This window comes from Rhizobium sp. BK196 (genome assembly GCF_014193255.1).
In the GTDB taxonomy this organism is placed as follows: Bacteria; Pseudomonadota; Alphaproteobacteria; order Rhizobiales; family Rhizobiaceae; genus Rhizobium.
The window spans coordinates 1,080,185-1,105,238 of record NZ_JACHZB010000001.1 but is presented as its reverse complement, the minus strand read 5'-3'; the positions used below and the strand labels follow the sequence as shown (position 1 = coordinate 1,105,238).

31 protein-coding genes are annotated in these 25,054 nt (G+C 61.1%); 13 read left to right on the top strand and 18 right to left on the bottom strand.

What is annotated here, in order from left to right; genetic code table 11:
- Positions 1-443: 443 nt before the first annotated feature.
- Positions 444-1,439, bottom strand: a complete 996-nt coding sequence (locus FHT78_RS05750) for a sensor histidine kinase (RefSeq protein ID WP_183741867.1) — start codon at positions 1,437-1,439, stop codon at positions 444-446.
- Positions 1,440-1,632: 193 nt separating this feature from the next.
- Positions 1,633-2,427, bottom strand: a complete 795-nt coding sequence (locus FHT78_RS05745; RefSeq protein ID WP_183741474.1) for a response regulator — start codon at positions 2,425-2,427, stop codon at positions 1,633-1,635.
- A gap of 273 nt (positions 2,428-2,700) precedes the next feature.
- Between FHT78_RS05745 and FHT78_RS05740 the strand changes: the two genes are divergently transcribed.
- Together FHT78_RS05740 and FHT78_RS05735 are read left to right on the top strand one after the other, a co-directional pair.
- On the top strand, positions 2,701-2,907 hold the full coding sequence (locus FHT78_RS05740) for a NepR family anti-sigma factor (RefSeq protein WP_183741472.1): 207 nt from the start codon (positions 2,701-2,703) through the stop codon (positions 2,905-2,907).
- An 11-nt stretch (positions 2,908-2,918) separates the two neighbouring features.
- Positions 2,919-3,473 (top strand): RNA polymerase sigma factor, encoded by a 555-nt coding sequence (locus tag FHT78_RS05735; RefSeq protein ID WP_007815244.1) that lies wholly within the window; start codon positions 2,919-2,921, stop codon positions 3,471-3,473.
- Positions 3,474-3,637: 164 nt separating this feature from the next.
- On the opposite strand, the gene FHT78_RS05730 is transcribed toward FHT78_RS05735, so the two are convergent.
- The 7 genes from FHT78_RS05730 to hemP form a co-directional block, all read right to left on the bottom strand.
- Positions 3,638-4,039 carry a hypothetical protein gene (locus FHT78_RS05730; protein WP_183741470.1) on the bottom strand — a complete coding sequence of 134 codons (402 nt, stop codon included), beginning with the start codon at positions 4,037-4,039 and terminating at the stop codon, positions 3,638-3,640.
- 109 nt (positions 4,040-4,148) lie between these two features.
- On the bottom strand, positions 4,149-4,493 hold the full coding sequence (locus FHT78_RS05725; RefSeq protein ID WP_183741468.1) for a DUF883 family protein: 345 nt from the start codon (positions 4,491-4,493) through the stop codon (positions 4,149-4,151).
- Between the two features lie 134 nt (positions 4,494-4,627).
- Positions 4,628-5,422 carry a heme ABC transporter ATP-binding protein gene (locus FHT78_RS05720; RefSeq protein WP_183741466.1) on the bottom strand — a complete coding sequence of 265 codons (795 nt, stop codon included), beginning with the start codon at positions 5,420-5,422 and terminating at the stop codon, positions 4,628-4,630.
- Positions 5,423-5,432: 10 nt separating this feature from the next.
- Complete coding sequence (locus tag FHT78_RS05715) at positions 5,433-6,542, bottom strand: iron ABC transporter permease (protein WP_183741464.1); 1,110 nt, start codon at positions 6,540-6,542, stop codon at positions 5,433-5,435.
- Positions 6,543-6,544: 2 nt separating this feature from the next.
- Positions 6,545-7,474, bottom strand: coding sequence for an ABC transporter substrate-binding protein (locus FHT78_RS05710; protein WP_183741462.1), 930 nt, complete (start codon positions 7,472-7,474; stop codon positions 6,545-6,547).
- 11 nt (positions 7,475-7,485) lie between these two features.
- Complete coding sequence (locus tag FHT78_RS05705) at positions 7,486-8,535, bottom strand: ChuX/HutX family heme-like substrate-binding protein (protein WP_183741460.1); 1,050 nt, start codon at positions 8,533-8,535, stop codon at positions 7,486-7,488.
- 21 nt (positions 8,536-8,556) lie between these two features.
- On the bottom strand, positions 8,557-8,742 hold the full coding sequence (gene hemP, locus FHT78_RS05700; RefSeq protein WP_112544040.1) for a hemin uptake protein HemP: 186 nt from the start codon (positions 8,740-8,742) through the stop codon (positions 8,557-8,559).
- 181 nt (positions 8,743-8,923) lie between these two features.
- Between hemP and FHT78_RS05695 the strand changes: the two genes are divergently transcribed.
- The 5 genes from FHT78_RS05695 to FHT78_RS05675 all read left to right on the top strand — a co-directional run bounded on the left by FHT78_RS05695 (position 8,924) and on the right by FHT78_RS05675 (position 11,920).
- Complete coding sequence (locus FHT78_RS05695; protein ID WP_183741458.1) at positions 8,924-9,355, top strand: hypothetical protein; 432 nt, start codon at positions 8,924-8,926, stop codon at positions 9,353-9,355.
- A gap of 72 nt (positions 9,356-9,427) precedes the next feature.
- On the top strand, positions 9,428-10,810 hold the full coding sequence (locus tag FHT78_RS05690; protein ID WP_183741456.1) for an energy transducer TonB: 1,383 nt from the start codon (positions 9,428-9,430) through the stop codon (positions 10,808-10,810).
- 108 nt (positions 10,811-10,918) lie between these two features.
- Complete coding sequence (locus tag FHT78_RS05685) at positions 10,919-11,326, top strand: DUF2325 domain-containing protein (protein WP_183741454.1); 408 nt, start codon at positions 10,919-10,921, stop codon at positions 11,324-11,326.
- The gene (locus FHT78_RS05680) at positions 11,323-11,595 is read left to right on the top strand and encodes a hypothetical protein (protein ID WP_183741452.1); all 273 of its coding nucleotides are present in this window, start codon (positions 11,323-11,325) and stop codon (positions 11,593-11,595) included. Before FHT78_RS05685 ends, FHT78_RS05680 begins: the two co-directional genes overlap by 4 nt.
- A gap of 10 nt (positions 11,596-11,605) precedes the next feature.
- A complete protein-coding gene (locus FHT78_RS05675) occupies positions 11,606-11,920 on the top strand; it encodes an antibiotic biosynthesis monooxygenase (protein WP_183741450.1) in 315 nt (104 codons plus the stop codon).
- A 168-nt stretch (positions 11,921-12,088) separates the two neighbouring features.
- Here the strand turns inward: FHT78_RS05675 and FHT78_RS05670 are convergent, their stop codons facing one another.
- Together FHT78_RS05670 and FHT78_RS05665 are read right to left on the bottom strand one after the other, a co-directional pair.
- Positions 12,089-12,460 carry a DUF423 domain-containing protein gene (locus tag FHT78_RS05670; RefSeq protein WP_183741448.1) on the bottom strand — a complete coding sequence of 124 codons (372 nt, stop codon included), beginning with the start codon at positions 12,458-12,460 and terminating at the stop codon, positions 12,089-12,091.
- Between the two features lie 2 nt (positions 12,461-12,462).
- Positions 12,463-12,852: a group II truncated hemoglobin gene (locus FHT78_RS05665; protein WP_183741446.1), complete on the bottom strand. Its 390-nt coding sequence runs from the start codon at positions 12,850-12,852 to the stop codon at positions 12,463-12,465.
- A gap of 242 nt (positions 12,853-13,094) precedes the next feature.
- On the opposite strand from FHT78_RS05665, the gene FHT78_RS05660 reads away from it, so the two are divergent.
- From FHT78_RS05660 to FHT78_RS05640, 5 genes are all read left to right on the top strand, one after another.
- Positions 13,095-13,658: a TetR/AcrR family transcriptional regulator gene (locus tag FHT78_RS05660; protein WP_183741866.1), complete on the top strand. Its 564-nt coding sequence runs from the start codon at positions 13,095-13,097 to the stop codon at positions 13,656-13,658.
- Positions 13,659-13,677: 19 nt separating this feature from the next.
- Positions 13,678-14,019 carry an SMR family transporter gene (locus tag FHT78_RS05655; protein ID WP_183741444.1) on the top strand — a complete coding sequence of 114 codons (342 nt, stop codon included), beginning with the start codon at positions 13,678-13,680 and terminating at the stop codon, positions 14,017-14,019.
- A 182-nt stretch (positions 14,020-14,201) separates the two neighbouring features.
- Complete coding sequence (locus FHT78_RS05650) at positions 14,202-14,987, top strand: ThuA domain-containing protein (protein ID WP_183741442.1); 786 nt, start codon at positions 14,202-14,204, stop codon at positions 14,985-14,987.
- A gap of 9 nt (positions 14,988-14,996) precedes the next feature.
- The gene (locus tag FHT78_RS05645; RefSeq protein ID WP_183741440.1) at positions 14,997-16,040 is read left to right on the top strand and encodes a Gfo/Idh/MocA family oxidoreductase; all 1,044 of its coding nucleotides are present in this window, start codon (positions 14,997-14,999) and stop codon (positions 16,038-16,040) included.
- A gap of 303 nt (positions 16,041-16,343) precedes the next feature.
- The gene (locus tag FHT78_RS05640) at positions 16,344-17,177 is read left to right on the top strand and encodes an aspartyl/asparaginyl beta-hydroxylase domain-containing protein (RefSeq protein WP_183741437.1); all 834 of its coding nucleotides are present in this window, start codon (positions 16,344-16,346) and stop codon (positions 17,175-17,177) included.
- Positions 17,178-17,356: 179 nt separating this feature from the next.
- On the opposite strand, the gene FHT78_RS05635 is transcribed toward FHT78_RS05640, so the two are convergent.
- The 6 genes from FHT78_RS05635 to FHT78_RS05610 form a co-directional block, all read right to left on the bottom strand.
- Positions 17,357-17,752 (bottom strand): DUF1236 domain-containing protein, encoded by a 396-nt coding sequence (locus FHT78_RS05635; RefSeq protein ID WP_183741435.1) that lies wholly within the window; start codon positions 17,750-17,752, stop codon positions 17,357-17,359.
- Positions 17,753-17,964: 212 nt separating this feature from the next.
- The gene (locus FHT78_RS05630; protein ID WP_183741433.1) at positions 17,965-19,077 is read right to left on the bottom strand and encodes an ABC transporter permease; all 1,113 of its coding nucleotides are present in this window, start codon (positions 19,075-19,077) and stop codon (positions 17,965-17,967) included.
- Position 19,078: 1 nt separating this feature from the next.
- Positions 19,079-20,203: an ABC transporter permease gene (locus tag FHT78_RS05625; RefSeq protein WP_183741432.1), complete on the bottom strand. Its 1,125-nt coding sequence runs from the start codon at positions 20,201-20,203 to the stop codon at positions 19,079-19,081.
- Entirely contained in the window at positions 20,200-21,960 is a 1,761-nt protein-coding gene (locus tag FHT78_RS05620; protein ID WP_183741429.1) for an ATP-binding cassette domain-containing protein, read from the bottom strand. Before FHT78_RS05620 ends, FHT78_RS05625 begins: the two co-directional genes overlap by 4 nt.
- Positions 21,957-22,964: a secretion protein HlyD gene (hlyD, locus tag FHT78_RS05615; protein WP_183741427.1), complete on the bottom strand. Its 1,008-nt coding sequence runs from the start codon at positions 22,962-22,964 to the stop codon at positions 21,957-21,959. The genes FHT78_RS05620 and hlyD overlap by 4 nt, the downstream gene beginning before the upstream one ends.
- Positions 22,961-23,650: a CerR family C-terminal domain-containing protein gene (locus FHT78_RS05610; RefSeq protein ID WP_183741425.1), complete on the bottom strand. Its 690-nt coding sequence runs from the start codon at positions 23,648-23,650 to the stop codon at positions 22,961-22,963. The genes hlyD and FHT78_RS05610 overlap by 4 nt, the downstream gene beginning before the upstream one ends.
- A gap of 176 nt (positions 23,651-23,826) precedes the next feature.
- Between FHT78_RS05610 and FHT78_RS05605 the strand changes: the two genes are divergently transcribed.
- On the top strand, positions 23,827-24,114 hold the full coding sequence (locus FHT78_RS05605; protein WP_183741423.1) for a hypothetical protein: 288 nt from the start codon (positions 23,827-23,829) through the stop codon (positions 24,112-24,114).
- Between the two features lie 60 nt (positions 24,115-24,174).
- On the opposite strand, the gene FHT78_RS05600 is transcribed toward FHT78_RS05605, so the two are convergent.
- Positions 24,175-25,014, bottom strand: coding sequence for an SDR family oxidoreductase (locus FHT78_RS05600; protein WP_183741865.1), 840 nt, complete (start codon positions 25,012-25,014; stop codon positions 24,175-24,177).
- Positions 25,015-25,054 lie beyond the last annotated feature (40 nt).

Below are 25,054 nucleotides of genomic sequence, written 5' to 3'. Positions count from 1 at the left end.
TCGGTAACGGCTAGTGAGGAAATCGTAACTCAGGTTCAAAAATTTATCAAACGGTAAAATTTTGGCAATTTTCTTTCGCATACTTCATGTAAGTGATTGATTTTGTTTGGTATGATAATTCTTTAGGCAGGCTCTGCCTTCCCATTGGAAGGATTTGGATGGCGCCCCAATTCGGGTGTCCGAGAAAAAATTGATAAAAGTCCAATTTTTTTCCGAAACGGCGGAACCAAAGTTAACGTGCGTAGTTAATGCGATATCCGGATGATGACCGCATCGACCCAACATGCGCGCCCCCAACCCATCATTCGGACGAACTCACGGTCCCCTCCCGGTGAGTCGAAACAGCCGGTGCGCCGCCCTCGCGCCGGCTGTTTTTCCGTTTGAGCTCAGGCAACGTCAGAAAATGCAAATCGCGCCGAATGCCGCAAATTGCATGGAATGCCTCAGGGACGCTTGAGGATTTCGAATTCGGTTTCCGGAACCGTCAGGTGGTATTCGATACGGCCGGGTGTCAGCGTCAGTTCGGCCTTGCCGTTGACGGAGGAGGGCACGACCCGCTCCAGCACTGTGCGTCCGAAGCTGTTTTCGCTGAATTCGTGCACATCGGCGCTGTTTGGCAGCACTTCCACCCAGGTGAGCTCGATTGCCCGGCGGCCGGCGATGTCAGTTTCGAGGCAATTCAGCGTCACCGACGTCGCGCCGCTGGCGATTGCGCCATAGGAGGCGGAATTGACGATCAGTTCATGCAGCGCCAGGCCGAGATGCACGGCGGCGTTCGGCGTCAGATGCGCGTTGACGCCAGAAATCGGCATGGAGCCCGATGTTTCCGGCCAATAGGGCGCGAACTGCTTTTCGGCGAGTTCGAACAGGAAGGCCCCGCGCCAGCTGGAATCGGTGATCAGATCCTGTGAGTTGGAGAGCGATTGAAGGCGCCCGCGGAACTTCGTCAGGAAAGTATCGAGGGAAATTGTGTTTCGCGCAGTCTGGGTGGCAATGCCCTGAATGATGGCAAGCAGGTTCTTGGAGCGGTGGGAAAGCTCGCGCAGCAGCGATTTCAGCACCTTTTCGCGGTGCCGGCTTTCGGTAATCTCAGAGATGACGGAAAGCAGGCCGTAATTTCCGCGCGCGCCGGTGCGTTCAACCTTCAGTTCGAATGTCCTGGTTTCGCCGTCGATCGCAACTTCGACCTCGGCATTGCTGGAGGCGCCGGTTTCGAGCACCCTGAGCTTCATCGCGGCAAGGGATTTGCCGTGAGCCTCGCCGAATAGCGAGCCGTCATCGCCACCGGCCACGAAACGCTTCTGGAAATAGGGGAGGAGATTCTCGGCGTAAATCATGGCAAGGCTGGCATCCTGATATAGGATGGAGATGGCTGCGCTGGCGAGCGCGCGCTCCATCATGGCCGCTTTGCCTTCGGTGGTGAAAGGCGTTCCGGACAGTGGTCCAGTCGTATTCACTCGGCCGCCTTTCCTCAGTCCCTTCGAACATATGGAGGGAATGCTACCCTCCCGACAAACATGCCGGTCATTCTAAAAGCAAGCACTGCAAAAAACGTTAAGGCCGCCAATACGTCCCGGCAGAGCCGGAACGCATCGTTGCCGGAATGGTTCCGGCGCGGCTGAGATTCATGTTTCAGGCCGCCACACGTGTCGTTTCATTGAAGAAAAGCGCCTGGCTGATCAGGGCTTTGACCATGTCGGGGTTGAAGGGCTTGGTTACAAGGAACGTGGGCTCCGGCCGCTCCCCGGTCAGCAGTCTCTCGGGAAAGGCGGTGATGAAGATGACGGGCACGCTCGATGTCTTGAGAATATCGTTGACGGCGTCGATGCCGGAGCTGCCGTCGGCCAACTGGATATCGGCCAGCACCATGCTCGGCTTCGTTTTATTGTAGAGCGCGACGGCTTCCGCATGGGTGCGGGCGATGCCGGTGACGCGGTGGCCGAGGCTTTCGACCATCTGCTCGATATCCATGGCGATCAGCGGTTCGTCCTCGATGATCATGATATCGGTCGCGACCTGGCGCGAAATCTCGTGCGAAGCCTTGTCGAGCAACTGCATGGTTTCCTCCTCGGTGATTTCGAGAATGTCGGCGATCTCGGAGACGCGGAAGTTCTCGACCGATGCCAGCAGGAAAGCCTGCCGGGCGAGCGGAGAAACCTTGGAAAGGTTCAGCGTCGCGCGCTGTTCCCAGGCATAGGGAGAGGACGGTTCGGGAATCTCGACCGCTGTGGAACCAAACAGTTGCGTGAACAGTTTGTAGAGTGCGACGCGGTCATTCGCGGTATCCGGGAATATGGAGAGATCGGCGATGATCGCTTCGAGGACGGCGGCGACGTAAGCATCGCCTGATGTCTGAGTGCCGGTAAGTGCGCGAGAATAGCGACGCAGATAAGGAAGGTGCGGCGCAATTCGAGTGGAAAGTGTCATTAAAAACTCCGTCTCCAAGCCGGTGAGTGGCTTCAATGACTTAAAAACGCGATTTCCCTAAAAAAGTTCCGGAGGTGAGGAACTTTTTTTGCGGCGTCGCATTATCCTAGCCGACAATGAAGGGCGTCACGTCTTGATACATATGGACGGAATGGATCTGCGGGATCAAGGGTTTGCAAGGATCGGCTTGATCGACCGGATATCCTTTCCATTTAACTTTCACAGCAGAGTCTGCCTTTCATTCCGAGACAACAGCCAAGAAGTGATTAGTTGATGACGACACAAAAGACAGAGGCACCCGACGAGCGCCAGCTGGAGCTGCGGGCAAGCGACATACTGGATCCGAACAATCAAATCGGTATCCGGTTGCGCTCCCTCTATGCCTCCGCGCAGGAAGAAGCCATTCCCGATCGCTTCCTCGACCTGCTCGAAAAGCTCGATCAGGCCGAAATGATGGCTTCCGCAAAGATGGCCGAATAGGAAATACCGGCATGGAAAAAGCGCAACCGAGCTTCAAGCGCGAACTCCTGGCGGCCCTCCCCAGTCTTCGTGCTTTCGCCATATCGCTGATCGGCCGGCACGACCGCGCCGACGACCTGGTTCAGGACACCATCATGAAGGCCTGGGCCAAGCAGGATCATTTCGAGATGGGCACCAATATGAAGGCCTGGCTCTTCACGATCCTGCGCAACGAGCTTTACAGCCAGATGCGCAAGAGCGGCCGCGAGGTGCAGGATAGCGACGGCTTGTTTACCGAATCCATGGCCACGCACCCCTCCCAATACGGCGCACTCGACCTGCAGGACTTCAAAAAGGCGCTGGATCAGCTGCCGCCGGATCAGCGCGAAGCGATCATTCTCGTTGGCGCATCGGGCTTCTCTTACGAGGAAGCAGCAGAAATCTGCGGTTGCGCCGTCGGCACCATCAAGAGCCGCGTGAACCGCGCGCGCCAACGGCTGCAGGATCTCCTGCAGATATCAGGCGAGGCGGATTTTGGCCCGGATGCCACGTCGGCGCCGTTGACCTCGAAGGCTTTTGCCTTCTGATCGACCTTTTCCGGGGAGGAAAGATGGCCGGCTGCCCATCGGGCGCCGGCTTTTTTGTCGCGGTAAGACGTCCGGCCGATTTCAAGACGATGCCGCAACGTATGGTGCAGCCAAAAACCTGTGCGCGTCATATTCCGCGGCAATCACCGTGAAAGACGTGATGGTCAGTCGTGATGCTTCGAGCTGAGCAGACTGGACGCGACAAGAGCGGCGACAATTCCCGCTGTCAGCAACGGTTGGGAACGGATAAGGCCGAGGCCGACGGTTGCCAGGGATTCCATGGCCGCACGGCGTTCGCGGGCACGGCGCGCTTCCTGATGATTCATGATCGCCATAATGATGAGGACGACGATCGCGATCAGCAGCGCGCAGGCGGCCAGGAAAAGGGATGCGCCGATGGCGCCATAGATGCCCGCCAGCCAGATGGCCCCGGCAGTAACGGCGAGCGCATAGGCGGTCAGCAGAAAAAGCAGCGCAACGGCGATGAAGATGCCGTTGCGCTTGGTGCGTTCCACGGTGCGGTGAACGCTGGTGCCGACCAGCAGGCTCAGGATTGGGAAGAGCATCGAGCCTCCTACAGCAATTCCAGCAAAAGTGCGCAGCGGTTTTGCGTCCGGAATTGCGTTAAAACAAAGAGATAGAGTGTTTCCGTTATTCGAAAAGAGCGGGAATACTCTAGCGTCGGGCGAGCATGGCGACGAGCAGGCCGAAGGCGGCAGCGGCACCGATCGTTGCGAGCGGATGGCGGCGTACGGTGTTTCGTACTTCGCCGGCGCTGCGCAGGTAACGCTGCTGCAATTCGTTCAGCAGATCCTCACTGCGGCCGAGAATGTCCTCATAGCTTGCAGATGCCTGCGAGCGCAGCTTTTCACTCTGATGGCGGGAGGTCTTGCCGAGAACATGGGTGAGTTCGGCGAGTTCTTCGCGCAGCGCCTCGATCTGGTCTTCGATGCTGGTTTCGAGATGGTGGAGAGCGCCGTTGCGGCGGCTGCGGCTGGAATGGAAGAAGGAGTAGGCCATGACTGTCTCCATAGCTGGGCGCGCACAAGCGCCGCCCGGTTTCGCGCGGGGTCATTGCCATCAATGGCAGGGAAGAGAGCGCCCGGCTTTGACCCAAATCATTGCGGACAACGCATTCGGGTCGCAAAGGTTCCTCAGTTGACGGCCAAGGCGCTGTGGGCCAGCACGAAGGGCGTGCCGTCCGATGGCACCTTGTTGACGCGCAGGGGGCACCCGAAGACGGACTGCATGCATTCGTCCGTCAGCACCTCGCGCACATTGCCGGCGGCTGCCAGCCGGCCGGATTTCATCAGCACGATCCTGTCGGCGAAGAGAGCCGTCAGGTTGAGATCGTGCATGACTGCTATCACCCCACCGCCGCGTTCGCAGAAATTGCGCGCCAGCGTCATGATCGTCAGCTGGTGGCTGATATCGAGACTGGAGACCGGCTCGTCGAGCAGCAGCCAGCAGGGCTTGCCGTCAACGACCGGCTGGGCAATCTGGCAGAGCACGCGGGCAAGCTGCACGCGCTGCTGCTCGCCGCCCGAGAGTTCCTGATAGAAACGCCCTTCGAAGCCGGCGAGATCAACGGCGGCAAGCGCTTTTGCGGCTGTCTCATCGGTCTGATCCGGGTGGAGGTTGAGGCCTGATGTCAGACCCATGCGAACGATCTCGCGCACGGTGAACGGGAAGGAGATACTGCTTGCCTGTGGCAGGACCCCCCTGACGGAGGCAAGCTGCCACGGCTTCAGTGTGCGCACCTCTTCGCCGTTGAGACGTACGGAGCCGTCATAGGCAAGCTCGCCGGAAACGGCCTTCATCGTCGTCGTCTTGCCGGAGCCATTGGGGCCGGCAATGGCGGTAAGCTCGCCGGCCTTCGCGGTGAAGGCGACGTCGCGAACGATGGTCTTGCCGGAGAGGCGCACGCTGACGCCGGAAACTTCGATCATTGGGGCAAACTCAGAGGGCAAGGCGCGAGCGCTGCCGCAACAGGATCCAGAGGAAGAAGGGGCCGCCGACCGCTGCCGTGATGATGCCGATCGGCAGTTCGGCCGGTGCGACGATGGTGCGGGCGAGCACGTCGGCGAAGATCAGCAGCGAGCCGCCAAGCAGGGCCGATGCCGGCAGCAGGAAGCGGTGGTCCGGACCGATCACCATGCGCAGAATATGCGGCACGACGATGCCGACGAAGCCGATGCCGCCGCTGACGGCGACCGAAGCGCCGGTTGCGGCCGCAACGGTGACGATGGCGATATTCTTCAGCCGCTGGACGGATACGCCCATGTGAAAGGCTGCGGCCTCGCCGAGCGTGATCGCATTCAAGCCCCGGGCCATGAAGGGCAGCGCGATGAAGGAAACCAGGATGATGGGGCCTGCTGCTGATATCTTGATCCAGGTGGCACCGGCAAGCGAGCCCATGCCCCAGAAGGTGAGATCGCGCAGCTGCTGGTCATTCGCCATGTAGATCAGCACCCCCGTCAGTGCCCCGGCCAAGGCGCCGAGCGCGATGCCGGCGAGCAGCATGGTGGCGACGGAGGTCTGGCCGTTGCTGGTGGCGACCCGGTAGAGCAGCAGGGTGGTGGCGAGGCCGCCGCCGAAGGCTGCAAGCGGAAGGGCGTAGATGCCGAGCACAAGGTAAAACGGTGCCGCGATCGTACCGCCGAGCACGATCATGATGACAGCGCCGAGACCCGCGCCGGAGGAGACACCGACAAGGCCGGGATCGGCCAGCGGGTTGCGGAACAGGCCCTGCATGACTGCGCCGGAGACGGCGAGCGATCCGCCGATCAGGAAGCCGAGGATGGCGCGGGGCAGGCGTATATCGAAGATGATGATCCGGTCGCGGGCGCTGAGCGCCGTTTGTGAGCCCGCCATGTTTCTCAGAACATCGAGAATGGACGCGTCCGATGCGCCTGTCGTGACGGAGAAGAGCAGCGCGAAGACGGAAGCCAGGACGAGCAGGGTGATCGCAAGCAAGGCCAGTTCGGTTCTATCGCCCGCCTGCCGGCTCCGTTGGAATAGAGCCGAAAGGGATCGCCTGTTTTCCATCATGGCTTCCGGAACGGCCATAATCAGCCCCCGTAGATCGCCGCGTTGAGTTCGCGGACAGCACTTGCCGTGCGCGGACCGAAGCCCAGGAGATGCATGCCGTCCATACGGATGATCGCCTTGTTTTCGCCGGCCGGCGTCAGCGCGATCGACGGCTGTGCCAGCAGATCCTCGTTCTTGATGCCGGCACCATCGCCGCGGTTCATCATCAGGATCACGTCCGGCTTGGCGCTGATGATCGCCTCATCGGTGAGCGGCTTGTAGCCGGGGAATTCGCCGACAGCATTGATCGCGCCGGCAAGCTTGATGATGCCATCAGCAGCGGTGCCGATGCCTGAAGCCATGATGCGGCCGTTCTGGGCACTGAGGATGAAGAGAACGCGCTTGCGCTCCGCTTCGGGGCGCTTTCCGGCGTCTGCGACGGCGGCGTCGAGATCGGCGCCGACCTTTTCTTCAAGCGCCTTTGCCTTGTCCTGGACGTTCAGCAGCGTTCCGACGCGATCGATCTTGGCGATGATGCCGTCGCGCGTATAGGCGTTCGGCACGGTCTCGAAGGGCACGCTGGCGTTCTTCAGGACGTTCAGCGCTTCCTGCGGGCCTGAGCCCTCGACGGCGATGATCGCCGTCGGGTTCATGCCGAGAATCCCTTCCGGTGAGAGGGCGCGCATATAGCCGACGTCGGGCAGCTTCAAGGCGGCTTCCGGATACGTGCTCGTCGTATCGCGGGCGATCAGCCTGCTTTCCTCACCGAGCGCGTAGATGACCTCGGTGACGTCGCCGCCGACCGAAACCAGCCGCGACGTGTCGAGCTTCTTTTCCTCAGCGTGCGCGGCGCGGACGAAAGCATAGTTCTCGCCCGCCGGTGCTGCGGGGATCAGCGGCAGGGCGATGACGGCCGCAGTCAAGACCAGTTCCCGGAGGCGGATCCGGCGCAGGTTGTTACGCATCTTCATCGTTGCGATCCTTATGCGGCGACGCTTGTTGCCCGTGGCAGATTTTCCAGGATGTCACGCCATTCGGCATTCTCGTCGGAGCCTTCCTTCCGCTTGCCGAAGAACTGGATGATCATCTTGCCATTAGCATCATAGGCTTCGAGCGAGGTGACGTGGCCGTCCTTGGTCGGCTTGCGTACAGCCCAGGTCTCGGCAATGTGGTCCTGGCGCAGATGCAGATGGAAGGTTTCGTCGAGGATGTTGATCCACGGACCCATCGGCTGGACGTTGAAGATCGGGCCGGAATGGATCTGCACGATGCCGTTATTGGCGACGAAGCACATGATCGGCAGGCCTGATTTGACGGCGGCATGCATCATCTTTGCCGTCGCCGTATTGTCGAGCTTCCAGGCATAGTCCTCGCCGACGGTGCGCACGGCGGCCTGGCGGCCGATCTTCAGGCGCTTCAGCATGCCGAAGAATTCATGCGTATCGGTCATCTTGCTCCAGTTGTCGCGCAGCTCTTCGCGGCTGACATTGCCGTCTTCGTCGGCATCCGGGGCAGCCTCGGCTTCGACGAGTTCCTGGCTCTGGTCATCGATCTTCAGCTCGGCGACGATGCGATGGTAGGCTTCGACATTGGATGCCGGGCGCAGGTGGATCTTGTGAACGGCATTGCCGGTCTTGTCGAAATACTGAAGACTGAGGCGTTCGGTGTCGCCATCCTTCTTGGTGACGGCAAAGGCGTGGACCCAGCGGCTCGGGAAGACGCGCAGATCGATGTTTTCGCCGAGCACGATCGCATTGTGCTCGCCGACCTTGATGTTTTCGTAGACGCCGATCTTCTCGTGCACGGCGCTTTCGTTGCGCGACAGCGCCATGACTTCGCCGAGATCGGCGACACGTTCCAGGAGCTTTGCGGCGCTGGCATCGATCCTGATAGCGCTGATGCCGACTTCGGCGGCGACGAGGGCCGCCTCGGAAATCTTGAGTTGCGCGGCAATATCGCGCTCGCGCATTTTTGGGTTCTCAGCGCGGAATGCGCGGATTTCGGATGGTGCCGGTCTGCTCTGCTCGGTCATGTACTACCCTGCTTATCAAGCTTACTTGTTGAGAATGAGTTTGCCCTGACGGGTGATCTTCAGGCGGTAGATCACGCCGTCGTGCCTGATCATGATCTCGTTGGTGCCGGCAAAAAGATCGCCGCTTTCGAGAACACGGATCTCGGCCACTGCTGGCTCGTTGCGCAGCTGTGCGAGCTTAAAATTATCTGGCTTTTCAACCATCATTTCGGTCGGCTTTTCCCGTGATTGCGGGGTTGAAGGCCCCGGTTCCGGCTACATTTATCTTGACTCTCATACTCATAGTTTTTTAAAGACGCAATAATTGAAGACAAAAGCAGTCAAGTTTTTGACGGGGCTGTTTTGAAGCCGCCTTAGGGCGGTCGATTTGCTCTTTGGAGAGGTTATAATGACGGGTCGGTTTGCCGCTTTTGCGGCTGGTCTCTTGTTTTCGGTTTCGTACGCGGAACAAGCCTATGCGCAGGATGCGGCGGCGGCTTCCAAGCTCGATGTCGAGCTCAACGCGCTGACGCCCTCGCAGAAGGGCTGCATGATGACCTTCGTTGCCGAGAACAATCTGGCGACGCCGATCAACAAGGTCTCCTTCGAGCTTGCTTTCTTCAACGACAAGAACGCCGTCGACCGCATCACCGTGCTCGATTTCCGCGACCTGCCGCAGGGCAAGAAGCGCGTGCGCCAGTTCGATATGCCGAACGTAAAGTGCGAGACAGTCACGCGCGTGCTGATCAACGACACGCCCGTCTGTGACGGACCGGCGGCCGGCGAATGCATGAAGGGTCTCGTGACCCGCTCACAGATATCAGTTCCTTTCGAAGGCTAAGACCAGGTCGAAGGCCAAGACCGGGCCGGGAGGAAACCCGGTGCGCATGTTTCAGGTTGTCCGAGGCGTCAGATGGCAATTTCAGCGAAATCCAGATCGAGACACGTGCTCATCGAGGAGGAGGGCGCTGACAAGGGCCTGAATGACAACAATCCCGGCATGCATCCCGGCCACGAGCTTGTCGATCTGCGCAACGCGCAGCGCCAGCCGGCCGGAGAACAGGTCATCCACTATGCGCGTTTTGCGCAGATCTCCTCCTTTCCCGATCATCCGGAAGCCGCTCCCGCTGCTCCGGTGACACCATTGCCGATGGATGCGGCGGTGGAGAAGCAGGAGGACGAGAAGGCCCCGGTGCGGCGGCGGCTGACACTGACCTGCATCTGCTCGCTGATCTTTCACGCGGCATTGGCGACTGCGCTGATCATTGCCTTTCCGAAAGCGCCTGAAGAGGCGATCGAGGAAGCCGGCCAGGCGATGAGCGTCGTCATGTACGGCGATTCCGATGTCGATCAGGCGGCGGCCGGCGAGACGGAGACGACGGTCCAGGAAGAAATCATTCCGGAGGCCGTCCAGCCCGATACCATCCAGCCAATGGAGACGGCGCAGGTGCAGCCCGAGGCGGTGCAGCCGACAGAGGTTGCGCCGGTTGAGACGCAGGATGCCGTTCAGCAGGCGCCGGCGCCGGAGGTGATGCGAGTCTCGCCCGAGACTTCTGCGGCAGTGGAGCCGGAAATTCTAGTGTCCGAAGTGCCGGCAGAGGATTCTGTCGTGCAGCCCATGTCGACGGTCGTTCCGGAGCAGCCGGCGCCCGTCGATACGGTTCCTTCGGAAATGCAGCCCGCCGAGATCCAGCCGACGAACGTCCAGCCTGCCGAGGTGCCGCCGGCTGAAATCAAGCCCGCGGAGACCCAACCGGAGGTCGCGCAGACCCCCGAAGAGGTCAAGCCCGTCGAAACGGCTGAAGGCCAGCCTGAGCCGGAAAAGCCGGAGGAGGTTGTCACGCCCACGCCGAAGCCGAAGGTAACGGCGCGGGAAAAGCCGGTTGAGAAGAAGCGCTCTCCGCAGAAAACAGCCGGCGACAAGGGCGATGCGCAGCAGTCATCGACGCGCGGCGTTGCCGAAGGGAACTCGTCCGCGCAATCTGACAACAGTTCTCAGGCCGCCAATGGCAATAATGGTGTGGGGACTGCCGCCACCGCGAATTATACCGGCAAGATTCGTAGCCGTATTCGCCGCGCGATCAGGAAGCCTCGGGGCGTCGAAGGTAGTGTTGTCGTCACCTTCTCGGTCAGCGGCAGCGGCAGCCTGACGTCGGCTCGTGTTTCGCGCGGTTCCGGCGTTCCGGAGATCGATCAGCTCGCTCTCGATGCGGTCCGTCGCGCGGCACCGTTCAGCCCTCCGCCGGGCGGCCAGGCGATGACCATGTCAGCGCCGATCGAGATCACGTCTCGATAATATGACAAAAACAATCAACTTTATACTTTACTACAAAAATCAAGTTTAATAAGGTCCCGGTCGCACACGCAGGAATCGTGTGATGATCAACGAGCGAACGGGTGGTAAATGGCTCGAAAGGCAAAGAAGGGGGCGAACCGGGACATCCGTGTTCAGGCCGATCAGGAGGCCAAAGAGACTTCCTCCGCGCGCTCCAAGCTGGATGGCCGCAGTTTCCTCTATGTGGGCGGCCGAGATTGCCAGGTGGCGCATCTTCGCCAGATCGCCAGTAATTTCGGCGCCGAACTCATCCACCATGATGGCGGTCTTCGCGAAGCGGTTTCGCGCATCGATACGCTGCTTCCCTCGGTCGACTGCGTGTTCTGCCCCATCGACTGTATCAGCCACGATGCCTGCCTGCGGGTGAAGACCGGCTGCAAGAAGTTCAGCAAGGCCTTCATTCCGCTGCGCAACGGCAGCAAATCCAGCCTGGAACGGGCGCTGCAGACGATGAATGAACGAGACAATTCCCGATGAACGAAGAACGCCCTGACGGGTTCACGATGATCGGCCTGCACAAGCTCGCCGCTCACGGTGGCGACGGCCTAGTGCCGGCGCTTTACGAGGTTTTCCTTGAGAATGCCGCGCGCCGGCGCAGTTATCCCAATGTGGTGCTGTTTCCCGCCTGGGAAGCACGCATGCCCGGTGAGGCGGCGGCATGGCCCCTTGGCGCGGATGCTGCTGACGGCAATAATATCGTCGCCTTTCCGACCTATGCCAGACGTGCAACTCAGAAAAAGGCGTAAGGAGCTTTTGATGTATATCGCGATGAACCGTTTCAAGGTGGCCGCTGGCGCCGAGGGCGATTTCGAGACTGTCTGGCGCAATCGCGATTCCAGCCTTTCTCAGGTTCCCGGTTTCGTCGAGTTCCGCCTGCTGCGCGGCAAGGCCAATGCGGAGGAGGGCTATACGCTGTTTTCTTCCCATACGCTCTGGCGTAGCGAAGAGGATTTTCTGAACTGGACGAAGTCGGAGAATTTCCGCGCCGCGCATCGCAATGCGGGGGAGCGCAGGCAGATGTACAAGGGGCCTCCTGTGTTCGAGGGCTTCACCGTGGTTGACGGCATATGATTGCTAAGGGCTAGCACGGTGCCTGCCGCCCCTCATCGCCTTTCGGGCCACCGACCCGGTTTGAGCCACGGGTCTCAATACGTCCTTCAGACCCCGAGGGGAGTAGGGGGACGTACCGCGGCGTCGATTTTCCCTTCTCCCCGCTGGGGAGAAGGGGGCTCCGAAATCTTACGCTCGCACTCGCCAAAACGCACTCACTGAGACCGCCAGCCAGCCCAGCATCATAGCCCAACCGCCTGATGGTGCTGCGTAGGGGAAGAGGCCGGAGCCGGTGAAGCGCAGGGTGACGAGATCGCCTGCAAACAGCACCGTTCCCGCAATCATCAGCAAACCGGCAAGCCAGGCGGTTCTGATTTTGCCGGCACCCAGCGCCAGCGCCAGAAGGGCAGGGGCGTGTGCAAGGCACATGGCCGAAGCCGAGGCGGCCAGATGCGCGTCGCCGCCGCCATGGGCGGCAAGTGCGGCAAGAGCCACGCCGGCAAGGCCGAACAGGCCGGCAAAGAGATAGAACACCGGCTCCAGGCGCGCGTTCAGGCTCATGGCTATTCCCTGTTCTGCATGTGATGGGCGAGCCGTTCCACCGGCGTCCAGATGAGCTCGCGCAGCGCCTGGCTGGCGATGGTTTCATCCAGCGCGCGGCGAAAGCAGAGCAGCCACTCGTCGCGTTCGACCGGGCCGATTTCGGTGACGAAATGACGGCTGCGCAGGCGGGGATGGCCGCGCTTGTCGGTATAGAGTGGCGGGCCGCCGAGGTAGCCGGTCATATATTCGTAGAATTTCTCTTCGCTGCCTTCGAGACTTGGCGGATGCACGGCGCGCACGTTCTTCGCCTCCGGCAGCGTATCCATCAACTCGTAGAAACGATGCGTCAGCGCCCGAACGACCGGATCGCCGCCGATCGCCTCGTATAAAGTGGTTATCTGTTCCGACAAGAAGCCATTCCTCTGATACCGCCCGCGCGTGGCGTTCTCTCCACCGCTCTCGATTTTTATTTCTGCATCGGATTACCCGAAAGCCGCTCACACGTTCCGGCCGAAGTTCTCAATGCACCCGATCGAAAATCATCGCAACTGTCATCAAAACACCGCGGCATTTCGCTCATAATCCTTTGTGAGGCAGGGCCTTCAATCGATTCTTCTTGACAAAAACCGTCCGGACGGTATCTTTGTCATTCATGTCGAACGCTCATCATCGCAAGAAACAGCCCGTGCTCGTGCGCCAGCAGTTGCTGGAGGTCGCCGCGCGTCTTGCCGGTGAGCAAGGCATGAGCGCTGTCACGCTCGATGCGGTCTCGGTCGCGTCAGGTGTCAGCAAGGGCGGGCTGCTGCATCACTTCCCGACGAAGAACGCGCTGCTGGACGCCCTGTTCGAAAGCCTGCTGGAAAAGTTCGACGCCGAGATAGACCAGCTGATGCGTGCCGATCCGTTGCCACAGGGCCGTTTCTCGCGCGCCTATCTCCAGGCGGTGTCCGGGCTGAAGGATCGTCCCGACGATTCCAGAAGCTGGACGCAGGTGACGATAGCGCTTCTTGCCGAACCCCGGCTGCGCCTGCGATGGCGCCAATGGGTGGCGGAAAGGGCCGAGGAATATATCGGCACCGACTCCGCGCTCGATACGCTGATCGTGCGTTTTGCCGCCGACGGTCTGTGGTTGGCAGATACGCTGGAAAGCCATGATATCAGCGGCGCTCTGAGGCGAGAGCTGATCGCCCGCCTCATCGAGCTGACCCACAAGTAGATTAAGAAGGAATACGGCAATGAACCCGGCTGTCGTCTATGGGTTGCTCGTTGCAGCCATCGTGCTTGAGGTGATCGGCACGACCGCACTTCAGCTTTCCCAGCAGTTCACCCGTCTCGGGCCGACGGCGCTCGTCATCGCCTGCTATGGGGCTGCCTTCTATTGCCTGTCGCTGACGCTGAAGCATATCCCTGTTGGTATCGCCTATGCGATCTGGAGTGCTTTGGGAATTGTGCTCATTTCCTCCGTCGGCCTCGTGTTTTTCAAGCAGCGGCTGGATACGCCGGCCATTATCGGTCTCGGCCTCATCATCTCGGGCGTGGTCGTCGTCAACCTGTTCTCCAAGACCGTTTCCCATTGATCGGAAAGGGGCTTTTCCTTCGCATGGTGCAGGTAAAAGCCCTCTGTCAAAATACCGACAAAGGTCTATGTCTTCCTCTGACATCGAGGAGAGACTGATTTGGCTGGTCATCTTTCCAACGCGCCTTAAATCCCTTTCTTCCCGCCTGTCGCGCAATCCAGAGGTTCTACAGGAGCATCGCAATGGCCATTCGCACCATCGTCTGGGGTGAAAACATCCATGAGACAACCAATGAGATCGTCCGGGGCATCTACCCTGAAGGCATGCACACCACGATCGCCAAGGCGCTGAACACCGATCCGGCGATTTCGGCGACCACTGCGACGCTGCAGGAGCCCGAGCATGGCCTCACCGAAGCTCGGCTTGCCGAGACCGACGTTCTGACCTGGTGGGGGCACAAGGATCATGGTGGGGTCTCCGATGTCGTCGTCGAGCGCGTCGCCAAGCGGGTCTGGGAAGGCATGGGCCTCTTGGTGCTGCATTCCGGCCATTTCTCGAAGATCTTCAAGCGGCTGATGGGCACGCCCTGCGCGCTGAAATGGCGCGAGGCGGGCGAGCGCGAGCGGCTCTGGACAATCAACCAGCGCCACCCGATCGCCGCCGGTATCGGCGAACATTTCGAGCTGGAAAACGAGGAAATGTACGGCGAGCAGTTCTCCGTGCCGGAACCGCTGGAGACTGTCTTCATCTCCTGGTTCCAGGGCGGTGAAGTCTTCCGCTCGGGCCTGACCTGGCGGCGCGGTGCCGGCAACATCTTCTATTTCCGTCCCGGTCACGAAACCTACCCGACCTATCACGATGCCAACGTGCAGAAGGTGCTGATCAACGGCGTGAAGTGGGCCTATAACCCCGAGGGTGCATTGAAGAGCATCAGCGATGCTCCAAATGTGCCGGTAGAAAAAGCACTGGAGCCGATCGTCGAACGCGGCCCGAGACTGCATCAGGCCGGCGAAGCCGGTTACCGCTGAGGAGCATCCATGCGACTACTCGTTCTTGGTACGGGCGTGATGGCGAAAAACCAGCTCGCCCATTTCGCGAATATGGAGGGCGTAACCGTGGTCGGCGCCGTCGATACCGATTCCGACCGGCTGGCCGCCTTTGCCGATAAGTTCAATATCGAGAAGCGGTTTCTGACGCTGGAGGAGGCGATCGCCTGGGGGGAGTTCGATGCGGCGACGAATATCACGCCTGACCGAATCCATTATCCGACCACCATGGCGCTGATCGCGGCCGGCAAGCATGTGCTTTGCGAAAAGCCGCTGGCGGAAAATTATCCGAAGGCTCTGGAGATGACGGAAGCGGCTGAAAAGGCCGGCGTCATCAACATGGTCAACCTCACCTATCGCAACGTCGCGCCGCTACAGCGCGCCCGCGAGATGGTGCTGTCAGGCGAACTCGGTACGATCAAGCATGTGGAAGCTTCCTATCTGCAGAGCTGGCTGGTATCGCGCGCCTGGGGCGACTGGCGCACGGAATCCACCTGGCTGTGGCGCTTGTCGACCGGTCACGGTTCGAACGGTGTGCTCGGCGATGTCGGTATCCATATCCTCGATTTCGCCGCCTATGGCGCGGCGACCGACATCGACCATGTCTTTGCGCGGCTGAAGACCTTCAACAAGGCGCCGGGCGGCCAGATCGGCGAATATATGCTCGACGCCAATGACAGCTTCACAATGTCGGTCGATTTCGCCAATGGCGCGCTCGGGGTCATCCATGCCAGCCGCTGGGCGACCGGGCATCTCAACGAGCTGAAGCTGCGCATCTACGGCGAGAAGGGCAGTCTCGAAGTCATCCACCGTCCGAGCGGTTCGGAACTCCACGGTTGCCTCGGCGACGACGTAGAAACGGCGACCTGGAAGCCGGTCGACGTGCCGCCGGTTCCAACCAATTATCAGCGCTTTGCCGAGGCTGTCGCAACGGGCGTGCAGCTCGATCCGAACTTCCGTCACGCCGCAAACCTGCAGAAAGTGCTCGACCTTGCCATGGTCACCGAGCGCGACCGCCGCGAACTGAAAGTCTGATATTCTCGTGGACGTTTCTTCGAGATTGTTACCGCGCCCTTCGGGCGGCGGTAACATGCGGCAATTGATCGCTAAAACCTGTACTTAAGTGTACTTGAGCCACGCCCGGCACTATCCATATTTGCTCAATGGCCAACGCGATACCGGCATGTCGGTTCCTGCGCGGAAAGCTATGTCATTCCCAGAGCATTTTCCGTTTCTTCAAAACACGGAAGCGCTCTTTTCTTCGTTTTGACGCAATTCCGGATGCAAAACCGCTGTGCACTTTTGTTGGGAATTGCTCTAGTCCGCAACGGAAAACACATGACTGACGGTATCGCCAATACGCCTCTTCCCGAAAAATCCAGCCCCAACACGCAAGACTTTGCCACCGCCGGCATTGCCCCCATGGACCGGCCGAGCGCGATAACGCGTTTCTTCATGGGCATCGTCGCCTGGGCAGAGCGCCTGAACTTCAAATATGCAAAACTCGGCAATCCGCCGGTCTACGACATCGAGGTCTTCCCCTGGGCGAAGGAGGTCGAGAAGGCATGGCCTGAGATCCGCGCCGAACTCGACCGCGTGCTGGTGCGCCAGAGCGAGCTGCCGAGCTTTCAGGAAATCTCCACCGACGTGCAGACCATCTCCAAGGATAACCGCTGGAAGACCTTCTTCCTCGTTGGTTTCGGCGTGAAGTCGGAGCAGAACATCAGCGCTTGCCCGGAAACCTGGAAGGCGGTGCAAAAGATTCCCGGTCTGAAGACGGCGATGTTTTCGATCTTCGAGCCCGGCAAACATCTGCCGGCCCATCGCGGTCCTTATAATGGCGTGCTGCGCCTGCATCTCGGCATGATGGTGCCGGAGCCGGCCGACAAGTTGGCCATTCGCGTCAAGGACCAGATCTGCCACTGGCAGGAAGGCAAGGCGCTGATCTTCGACGACGCCTATGAGCACGAAGCCTGGAACCACACGGACAAGACGCGCGTCGTCCTGTTCATCGATTTCGTCAAGCCGCTGAAATTTCCGGCGCGGCTGATCAACTGGATCTTGCTCAATCTTGCGATCTTCACGCCGTTCATTCGCGAGGGGCTCGATAATCACAAGGAATGGGAAAAGAAGTTCTATGCGCAGGCGGAAGCGCTCAGGAATCGTGGATAAGAGCGGCCTGCAGGCTTCACCGCTTGCTCTACGTCATCCTCGGCCCTGTGCCGAGGATCTGCTGACGTTGATGATAAGGCTACGGCTTAGATGCTCGGGACAAGCCCTAGCATGACGAAAATCAGCAGTTGTACCCGCATCCATAAACTGAAGGCCCCGCAAAAGCGGGGCCAACAGCATTACTCGATCACCTGAACCACACGATGGGTCTGCGGTTCGACGATCACGTGGCGGTTGTTGATGACCGTATAGGCGTAGCGCGGATTATCCGGCACCGGGATCACCTGGACTTCGGCCGGGAGCGGCTTGCCGACGACGATCGGCTGCTGGACCACCACCGATGACGGCGGGGCCGGCTGCTGCTGGACGTAGGTTACGACCTCGCGCGGCGGCGGGTCGACCACTGCACCGGCGACACCGCCTGCTACGCCGCCAATTGCAGCACCCACGGGACCGCCCACGATTGCGCCGGTGATTGCGCCGCCGGCAGCACCGGTGACGGCTCCATCGGCCATCGCATTCGTGGCGAGCGACGAGAGCGCCAGCGCGCCGGACACAAGAATGATCTTGTACATTTTGCTTCTCCTTGACTCTGAGAGCATTTGCGTTTTTCGAGGAAAGACGGAAATGCTCTAACTCTTTGCTTTTCAAGCAATTCCGGACGCGGAACCGCGTCACATATCTGCTCGGAACTGCCTTGGTTTGCGTTGAGGTAACGGGCCTGGCGATTCGATGTTCCTGATTTCAGGAGTCACGCTTTGGCAACTGAAGTCATAGTGCGTGAGGCCTATTCAAGCCTGCGGCGGAACAGCCAGGCGGCAGAACCTAGCGTCGCGCAGGCGATCAATGCCAGCGGAACGGTCTGGTTCAGCACCTCGGAAGCGGGGATATCTTTCAGGAAGACGCCTTTGACGATGATGAGGAAATAGCGCAGCGGATTGATAACAGTCACCGGCTGCAGCCAGCCCGGCATGTTCTCGATCGGGGTTGCGAAACCCGAGAGCAGCATGGCCGGCACCATGAACAGGAAGGCGCCGAGGATCGCCTGCTGCTGTGTCATCGAGAGCGCCGAGATGAAGAGACCGAGGCCCGCTACCGAACCCAGATAGAAGATCGAGCTGCCGTAAAGCAGGAAAAGCGAGCCGCGCAACGGCACGCCGAAGATGAAGATCGCCGCCAGCACATAGAGTGTCATGTGGAAGAGGCCGATCATGACAGGCGGAATGAGTTTGCCGATCAGGATCTCGTGGACACGCAGCGGCGAGACCATCAGCTGGTCGAAGGTGCCGAGTTCCCGTTCGCGGGCGATGGAGAGGGCCGTGACGATGAGGCCGATCAGAAGCGCGATGCTGGCGATCAGGTTCGGCACCATGAACCATTGATAGGTGAGGTTGGCGTTGAACCAGTTGCGCGGCACGGTCGCCACCGTTTTCGCCATGGCGCGCCGGCCGGCCGGCGTTTCGGCCGAGAGCGTCATGCCGATCTGGGTCAGATAGCCGGAAACGATCTGCGAGGCGTTGGAGCGGCGTCCGTCGAGGATGATCTGCAGGTCGGCCGGAATGCCCGACTCGATGTTGCGGGAGAAATCCGGGCCGATCTCGATTGCCGCAATTGCCGACTGGCCGTCGATCGCCTCGCGGATGTCGCTCTGATTCCCGGCAGTCTCGATGTGCCGGAATGTCGGGGAGCCCTGAATGCGCTCGATCAGCTCCTGTCCCCAATGGCCGCTGTCGCGGTTCAGCACAATGACATCGACATTGCGCACCTCGAGCGTCGCCGCATAGGAGAAGATAAGAAGCTGCATGATGGGCGGCCCGATCAGCACGAAGCGTCCCCGCGGGTCGCGCAGCACGGCGAGCAGTTCCTTGACGATGAGAGCACGAAGCCGGGTCCACCACATCTCAGCCGATCCTTTTTCTCGTGCTGCGGGCAGCCAGCACGAACATGATGCCGCCGATAGCAAGCATGACGGCGATCGCGCGGGCAAACATCGGCCAGATGTCGCCGGCCAGAAACACCGTCTGCAGACTGGGGATCAGATAGCGGGCGGGCACGATGATGGTGATCCACTGGATGATCCGAGGCATCGAATTGATCTCGAAGAGAAAGCCCGACAGCAAGAAGGCCGGCAGGAAGGCGGAGATCAATGCCAGCTGCGAGGCGAGGAACTGGTTCTTGGTTGCCGTCGAGATCAAGAGGCCCTGGCCGAGCGCCGGGATCAGGAAGGCGGCAGAGAGCGCATAGAGGGCTGCGACCGAGCCGCGGAACGGCACGCCGAACAGGAAGACCGCGAGCAGCACGCAGAGTGTCATCGAGGCAAGGCCGAGGATGAAATAGGGCAGGATCTTGCCGGCCAGCAGCTCGGCCGCCGTCACCGGTGTCGCCATCATCGCCTCCATCGTGCCGCGCTCCCATTCCCGGGCGACGACGAGCGAGGTCAAGAGCGTGCCGACCAGCGTCATGACGATGGCGATGGAGCCGGGGACGAGGAAGTTGCGGCTGGTCAGCTCCGGATTGAACCAGAAACGTTGCTCGATGGCGATGGGCGGTCCCGCCGCAATCGTTTCGGATAGCCGCTGCCGCTCCCAATTGGCGACTGCACCCTGTACGTAGTTCTGCACGAAATTGGCGGTGTTGGGGTCTGACCCCTCGACGAGAACCTGGATTTGCGGGTGATTGCCGGCGGCATAATCGGTCGCGAAATCGGCTGATATGACGACGATGCCGCGCACATTGCCGAGTACGAGATCGTCTTCGAACATGCGCCGGTCGCGCCCGACGGTGACGGAGAAGTAGCGCGAGGCCTGGAAGCTTGCCGCAAGATCCTGCGTCAGCGGCGTTGCCTGCTCCAGGACGAGGCCGATGCGGGTACGGGTCGTATCGAGCGACACGCCGTAGCCGAAGAGGAAGAGCAGGATCAGCGGCAGCACGAAGGCGATGAGAATGGTGCTGGGGTCGCGGATCGCCTGATAGCTTTCCTTGCGCACGAGGGCGATGAAGCGGCGGCTGCGGGAGGAGGTGCTCATGCGGCTTCCTCCGCTTTCGAGTCCTGTTCCTTTTCCGACTCCTGGACGAGGGCGATGAAGGCATCCTCCATCGTCGGGTCGGGCTGTTCTTTCGTCGCGACACGGGCCTTCAGTTCGTCGGGGGAGCCAAGCGCAATCGAGCGGCCGCGATAGATCAGCGAGATGCGGTCGCAATATTCGGCCTCGTCCATGAAATGCGTCGTCACCAGCACGGTCACGCCTTTTTCGACGAGCGCGTTGATATGGGTCCAGAATTCGCGACGGGTGATCGGATCAACGCCTGACGTGGGTTCGTCGAGGAAGAGGGCGCGCGGCTCGTGCATGACGGCGCAGGCGAGCGCCAGGCGCTGTTTCAGGCCGAGCGGCAGGTCCTTGGCCGAGTGGCGCGCGTGGCGGGCGAAGTCGAAGATCTCGGTCATCAGCTCGATGCGCTCGCGCCGCCGGCTGCCTGAGAGGCCGTAGACGCCGGCGAAGAATTCGAGGTTCTGCATGACGGTGAGATCGCCGTAGAGCGAAAATTTCTGCGCCATGTAGCCGAGCTGGTTGCGGGCTTCGGCTGCATCCTTGCGCAGATCGAAACCGGCAACACGGCCTTCGCCCTCCGTCGGCTTCAACAGGCCGCAGAGCATCTTGAAAGTGGTGGATTTGCCGGCGCCGTTGGGGCCGAGCAGGCCGAAGATCTCGCCGCGGCTGATATCGAAGGTGATCTTGTCGGCGGCGGTGAACTCCCCGAAGCGCTTGGTCAGGCCATGCGCCTCGATGACGGGCCGGTTGCCCATCTCGCTCGGCGGCCCCTGCGCTTCGGCGAGTTTCGAACGCCCGCCGGGACCACCGCGCAGCATGTCGACGAAGGCATCCTCGAAGCGGGGAGGGGCGGGGGTGAGCTTTGCCCCGTTGCCGGCGCCGCCGATATCGGGGGACTCGTCCTTGCCGGCAACGAGGCGGATGGCATCGCCCTGGATGACGCCGTCGATGACGCCTTTCGTCTGCAGGAGTTCGGCCAACACCTGCCGCCTGCGGCCTGTCACGCCCGATACCTTGAAGACGCGATCTTCCACGCGGCCGGTCAGGTCATGCGGCTTGCCGGAAAAGAGCAGCTTGCCCTGGTTGAGCAGCAGAACATGATCGCAGGCCTCGGCTTCATCCAGATAGGCGGTCGACCAGAGAACGCCGATGCCTTCCTGCGTCAGGTTCTCGACCATTTTCCAGAGATCGCGGCGCGAGATCGGATCGACGCCGACGCCCGGCTCGTCGAGCAGCAGCAGGCGCGGCTTCTTCAAGAGTGCGCAGGCAAGGCCGAGCTTCTGTTTCATGCCGCCCGAGAGCTTGCCTGCAAGCCGCGTCGTGAAGCGCTTGAGATCGGTGAAGGTCAGGAGTTCCTCGAAGGCGGCTGCGCGCTCGCCTTTCGGCAGGCCGCGCAGATCGGCATAGAGATCGAGATTTTCCTGAACCGACAGATCCTCATAGAGGCCGAAGCGCTGCGGCATGTAGCCTATCGCCGCCTGGATGCCGGCGGGGTTCTTCTGCGTATTAAAGCCCAGCACTTCGACCGTGCCGCCATCGGGCAGCATCAGGCCGGTCATCAGCCGGATCAGGGTCGTCTTGCCGGCTCCGTCGGGGCCAACGAGGCCGGTGATGGCGCCACCCTTGACCTCGCCGGAGACGGCGTCGAGTGCAGCCGGGCCATCGCCGAAGCGCTTGCTCACGTCGGTAAGCCGGACCAGCACCTCATCCGTTTTGGCGGGGGACGGGCTCATCGCGCGGCCAGCGCGGGAAAGCGCACGGTAACCGGCATGCCCTGGCGCAAGTCCTGGCCGGGCTTGTCGATGACGATGCGCAGGCGATAGACAAGATCGGTGCGCAATTGCGGCGTCTCGACCGATTTCGGCGTGAATTCGGCCACCGGCGAGATGAATCCAACAGTACCGTCATAGGGCTTGTCGGCTTGCGTATCCGAGGTCACCTGGACCTTCATGCCGGGATGCAGGCGACCGAGATCGCCTTCGGCCACATAGCTGCGCACCCAGACCGGCTGCGTCAGCGAGAGCACATAAACGGTATCGGCAGGCGAAACGATGGCGCCGGGTTCGCGCACGCGGGAGAGGATGACGCCGTCATCAGGCGCGCGCAGCTCGGCATCGGCAAGCGAGATGCGGGCGGAGGTGAGCGAGGATTGCGCGGCTTTCAACTGCGCTTCGGCATTGGCAATGTCTTCCACGCGGCTGCCCTCCTGCAGGAGTTTCAGCGCTTGTTCGGATGATTCCGCACGGGCTGCCGCCATCGAGCGGTTGGCGGTCGCCTGATCGAGGCTGGCCTCCGAGATCGTGCCCTGGGGGCGAAGCTGGCGGGCGCGGTCATAGGCGATGTTGGCATTGCGCAGCGCGGCAAGGCTTTCATCATGGGCGGCCTCTGCCTGGGCGATCTCCGTCGGGCGCGGACCGGCCTTCAGCTTGTCGAGCGTTGCCTGCAGGGCGGCGACATTGGCCTCAGCCGAAGCGACGGCCGCTTCGAAGGGTGCTGCGTCGAGCGTACCCAGCACGTCGCCGCTCTTGACCATATCGCCCTCATCGACGGCAAGCGAGGCAAGCCGGCCATTGACGCGAAAGCCGAGAGAGACCTGGCGGATATCGACATTGCCGTAGAGCGCGAATTCTCGTGTGCGCTCGGGCAGCCAGCCGAACTTCTGAGGCAGCCCGTACCACCAGGCGGCGGCGCCTGCCGCAATGAGAATGAGAATGGCAAGGGGAATGATCCGTCTCATCGGCTGTTTCCTTTCGCCTGCTGCAACTGGCCGACAAGTTCTGCAACGAGATTGCGCAGGGCCTGAAGCTGGCCCGGGCCGACCGACTGCCATTCCATCTGGGCAAGAACGGCGGCGTGGGCGACGCGGAAGATCATGATGTTGCCGATGAAGGCCAGCGTGCGCAGCCGCACATGCTCGCAAGCCGGGTCTTCGCGCAGGATGGTGCCGATCATCTGCCGCGCCATGCCGATCATCGGACCCATCAGGCCCTGATAGACCCTTGCGAAGGCCTCGGTCGGCTCCATCTGCTCGCGGATGATGAAGCGCGCCCAGGGCTCGGATTCCTTGCTGACGAAAAGGGTGACCATGGCCGTTGCCATCTCCGTCAGGAAACGCCGCGCCTCCTCTTCGCTGAGCGCCTCTCCGGTAGCAGCGAGTTCCCCGAGATGGGCGCCGATCCGCTGCCGCAGGCCGCCGATATGGCGCTCGATGCGGGAGACCAGATATTCCGCGGTCGCGACATAGAGGCCTTCCTTGCCGCCGAAATAATAGGGGATGGCCTGCAGGTTGACGCCGGCAGCCTCGCTCAGCTGGCGTGTCGAAGCCCCGTCGAAGCCGTAGCGGCCGAAGACATCGAGCGCGGCGGACAGCAGCTTTTCGCGGGTGATCTCGGCGCGGTTCGGTTGGGTTTGTTCATCAGTCATGGCTCATATATAGCAGAGCCGGCGATTTCAGTCAATCGAATGAATGTATGCATTGCGAAGGCCTTTCCCGATCTGTGTGAGATCGGGTGCGCGAGCCGCCGTTATATTTGCGTTTGGTGCCGACCATTCCGCGTTTTGTACTTCCGTAAAAGCTAATATTCTGGCTGAATGGGCTGATGAGAAACCAGCACGTCACGCCAAGCATCGGACGACATGCCTGGAGAGCGCTCGTCACCGGCGCTGCTCTTGCTTCTGCCGTGAGCATGGCCTGCGCCGATGATGGCGGGTCGCAAAAGGGCAGCCGCCGGCAAAACGAAGTCCTGAAGCCGGCGCCTCACGAGGGGCGGTTGACGGCGCCGCATCTCAGCACGGACTGGTGGCTGCGCATCAAGCACGAGGCGTCGCAAGGCGACGATGCGGAGAGTTCAAAGCAGGTCTTTGTCCGCAAGGAGGAAGGGCAGTGATATAGGCTGGCGCTGCCGCTTAGATGACTTCGCTGGCGTGCCGCTGCCGTGATCGCAGCTTTATTTGGCACTCGTGCGTGAGCCGTGCGGGCTCGGATCCCTGCTTCGGCGCTGGACCCGGCCGATCAGCCGCAGGGCAGCCGCCGATGGCAGGACCCTGGCGATAAAAGCGGTCAGCTTCGCGGAGAAGCCGGGAACGACGAGGCTGCGCCCGGACTTGAAGCCACGCCACGCTCGCTCGGCGACGTAATCCGCCTTCAGCTTGGGCAATACCTTGAAGAGCGCGGCGCGATCGGCGCCGGATTTTTCAAGAAAATCGGTCGATACCGGCCCCGGTGCCACGCATGTCACGGTGACGCCGAAGCGGCGGACTTCCTCATGAAGAGCAGCCGAAAACGAGTGTACGAAACTCTTGCTGGCATAGTAGAAGGCCATATACGGCCCGGGCGCAAAACCCGCGATTGAGCCGAGATTGAGCACCCCGCCGCGCCGGCGGGCGACCATTCCCGGCAGGAAGCGAAGGCTCATGTCTGCAAGCGCCCGTATGTTGAGATCGATGATCCCGAGCTGATCCTCCGATGGCAGCGACGTTGCTGCGCCGCGCAGCCCGTAGCCGGCACTGTTGACAAGGACGTCACAGACCAGGCCGTTCTCGGCCAGAAAGGCTTCGAGGCGCGACGATGCGTCTTGCGCCATGAGGTCGAGTTCGATCGCGAAAGCCTCTCCGCCGGCCTCTTCCACCTCGGCGGCCGCCGCCGCAAGCTCGTCCGGGGAGCGAGCCACGAGCACGACGGTGTTGCGCTCGCGCGCCGCGACCCTCGCAATCGCCCGCCCGATGCCCCGGGAGGCGCCAAGAACGACGACGGCCGGGCGGATCCCTGTTTCGTTGTTTTCCCGCAATTCCGCACGCAAAACCGCACCTCGCCTTCGCTGGAACTGC

Bases quoted from the DNA above. Each gene is read 5' to 3' on its own strand.
- FHT78_RS05745 (WP_183741474.1), bottom strand. From the start codon at position 2,427: ATGACACTTTCCACTCGAATTGCGCCGCACCTTCCTTATCTGCGTCGC.
- FHT78_RS05740 (WP_183741472.1), top strand. From the start codon at position 2,701: ATGACGACACAAAAGACAGAGGCACCCGACGAGCGCCAGCTGGAGCTG.
- FHT78_RS05735 (WP_007815244.1), top strand. From the start codon at position 2,919: ATGGAAAAAGCGCAACCGAGCTTCAAGCGCGAACTCCTGGCGGCCCTC.
- FHT78_RS05730 (WP_183741470.1), bottom strand. From the start codon at position 4,039: ATGCTCTTCCCAATCCTGAGCCTGCTGGTCGGCACCAGCGTTCACCGC.
- FHT78_RS05725 (WP_183741468.1), bottom strand. From the start codon at position 4,493: ATGGCCTACTCCTTCTTCCATTCCAGCCGCAGCCGCCGCAACGGCGCT.
- FHT78_RS05720 (WP_183741466.1), bottom strand. From the start codon at position 5,422: ATGATCGAAGTTTCCGGCGTCAGCGTGCGCCTCTCCGGCAAGACCATC.
- FHT78_RS05715 (WP_183741464.1), bottom strand. From the start codon at position 6,542: ATGGCCGTTCCGGAAGCCATGATGGAAAACAGGCGATCCCTTTCGGCT.
- FHT78_RS05710 (WP_183741462.1), bottom strand. From the start codon at position 7,474: ATGAAGATGCGTAACAACCTGCGCCGGATCCGCCTCCGGGAACTGGTC.
- FHT78_RS05705 (WP_183741460.1), bottom strand. From the start codon at position 8,535: ATGACCGAGCAGAGCAGACCGGCACCATCCGAAATCCGCGCATTCCGC.
- hemP (WP_112544040.1), bottom strand. From the start codon at position 8,742: ATGATGGTTGAAAAGCCAGATAATTTTAAGCTCGCACAGCTGCGCAAC.
- FHT78_RS05695 (WP_183741458.1), top strand. From the start codon at position 8,924: ATGACGGGTCGGTTTGCCGCTTTTGCGGCTGGTCTCTTGTTTTCGGTT.
- FHT78_RS05690 (WP_183741456.1), top strand. From the start codon at position 9,428: ATGGCAATTTCAGCGAAATCCAGATCGAGACACGTGCTCATCGAGGAG.
- FHT78_RS05685 (WP_183741454.1), top strand. From the start codon at position 10,919: ATGGCTCGAAAGGCAAAGAAGGGGGCGAACCGGGACATCCGTGTTCAG.
- FHT78_RS05680 (WP_183741452.1), top strand. From the start codon at position 11,323: ATGAACGAAGAACGCCCTGACGGGTTCACGATGATCGGCCTGCACAAG.
- FHT78_RS05675 (WP_183741450.1), top strand. From the start codon at position 11,606: ATGTATATCGCGATGAACCGTTTCAAGGTGGCCGCTGGCGCCGAGGGC.
- FHT78_RS05670 (WP_183741448.1), bottom strand. From the start codon at position 12,460: ATGAGCCTGAACGCGCGCCTGGAGCCGGTGTTCTATCTCTTTGCCGGC.
- FHT78_RS05660 (WP_183741866.1), top strand. From the start codon at position 13,095: ATGTCGAACGCTCATCATCGCAAGAAACAGCCCGTGCTCGTGCGCCAG.
- FHT78_RS05655 (WP_183741444.1), top strand. From the start codon at position 13,678: ATGAACCCGGCTGTCGTCTATGGGTTGCTCGTTGCAGCCATCGTGCTT.
- FHT78_RS05650 (WP_183741442.1), top strand. From the start codon at position 14,202: ATGGCCATTCGCACCATCGTCTGGGGTGAAAACATCCATGAGACAACC.
- FHT78_RS05645 (WP_183741440.1), top strand. From the start codon at position 14,997: ATGCGACTACTCGTTCTTGGTACGGGCGTGATGGCGAAAAACCAGCTC.
- FHT78_RS05640 (WP_183741437.1), top strand. From the start codon at position 16,344: ATGACTGACGGTATCGCCAATACGCCTCTTCCCGAAAAATCCAGCCCC.
- FHT78_RS05635 (WP_183741435.1), bottom strand. From the start codon at position 17,752: ATGTACAAGATCATTCTTGTGTCCGGCGCGCTGGCGCTCTCGTCGCTC.
- FHT78_RS05630 (WP_183741433.1), bottom strand. From the start codon at position 19,077: ATGTGGTGGACCCGGCTTCGTGCTCTCATCGTCAAGGAACTGCTCGCC.
- FHT78_RS05625 (WP_183741432.1), bottom strand. From the start codon at position 20,203: ATGAGCACCTCCTCCCGCAGCCGCCGCTTCATCGCCCTCGTGCGCAAG.
- FHT78_RS05620 (WP_183741429.1), bottom strand. From the start codon at position 21,960: ATGAGCCCGTCCCCCGCCAAAACGGATGAGGTGCTGGTCCGGCTTACC.
- hlyD (WP_183741427.1), bottom strand. From the start codon at position 22,964: ATGAGACGGATCATTCCCCTTGCCATTCTCATTCTCATTGCGGCAGGC.
- FHT78_RS05610 (WP_183741425.1), bottom strand. From the start codon at position 23,650: ATGACTGATGAACAAACCCAACCGAACCGCGCCGAGATCACCCGCGAA.
- FHT78_RS05605 (WP_183741423.1), top strand. From the start codon at position 23,827: ATGAGAAACCAGCACGTCACGCCAAGCATCGGACGACATGCCTGGAGA.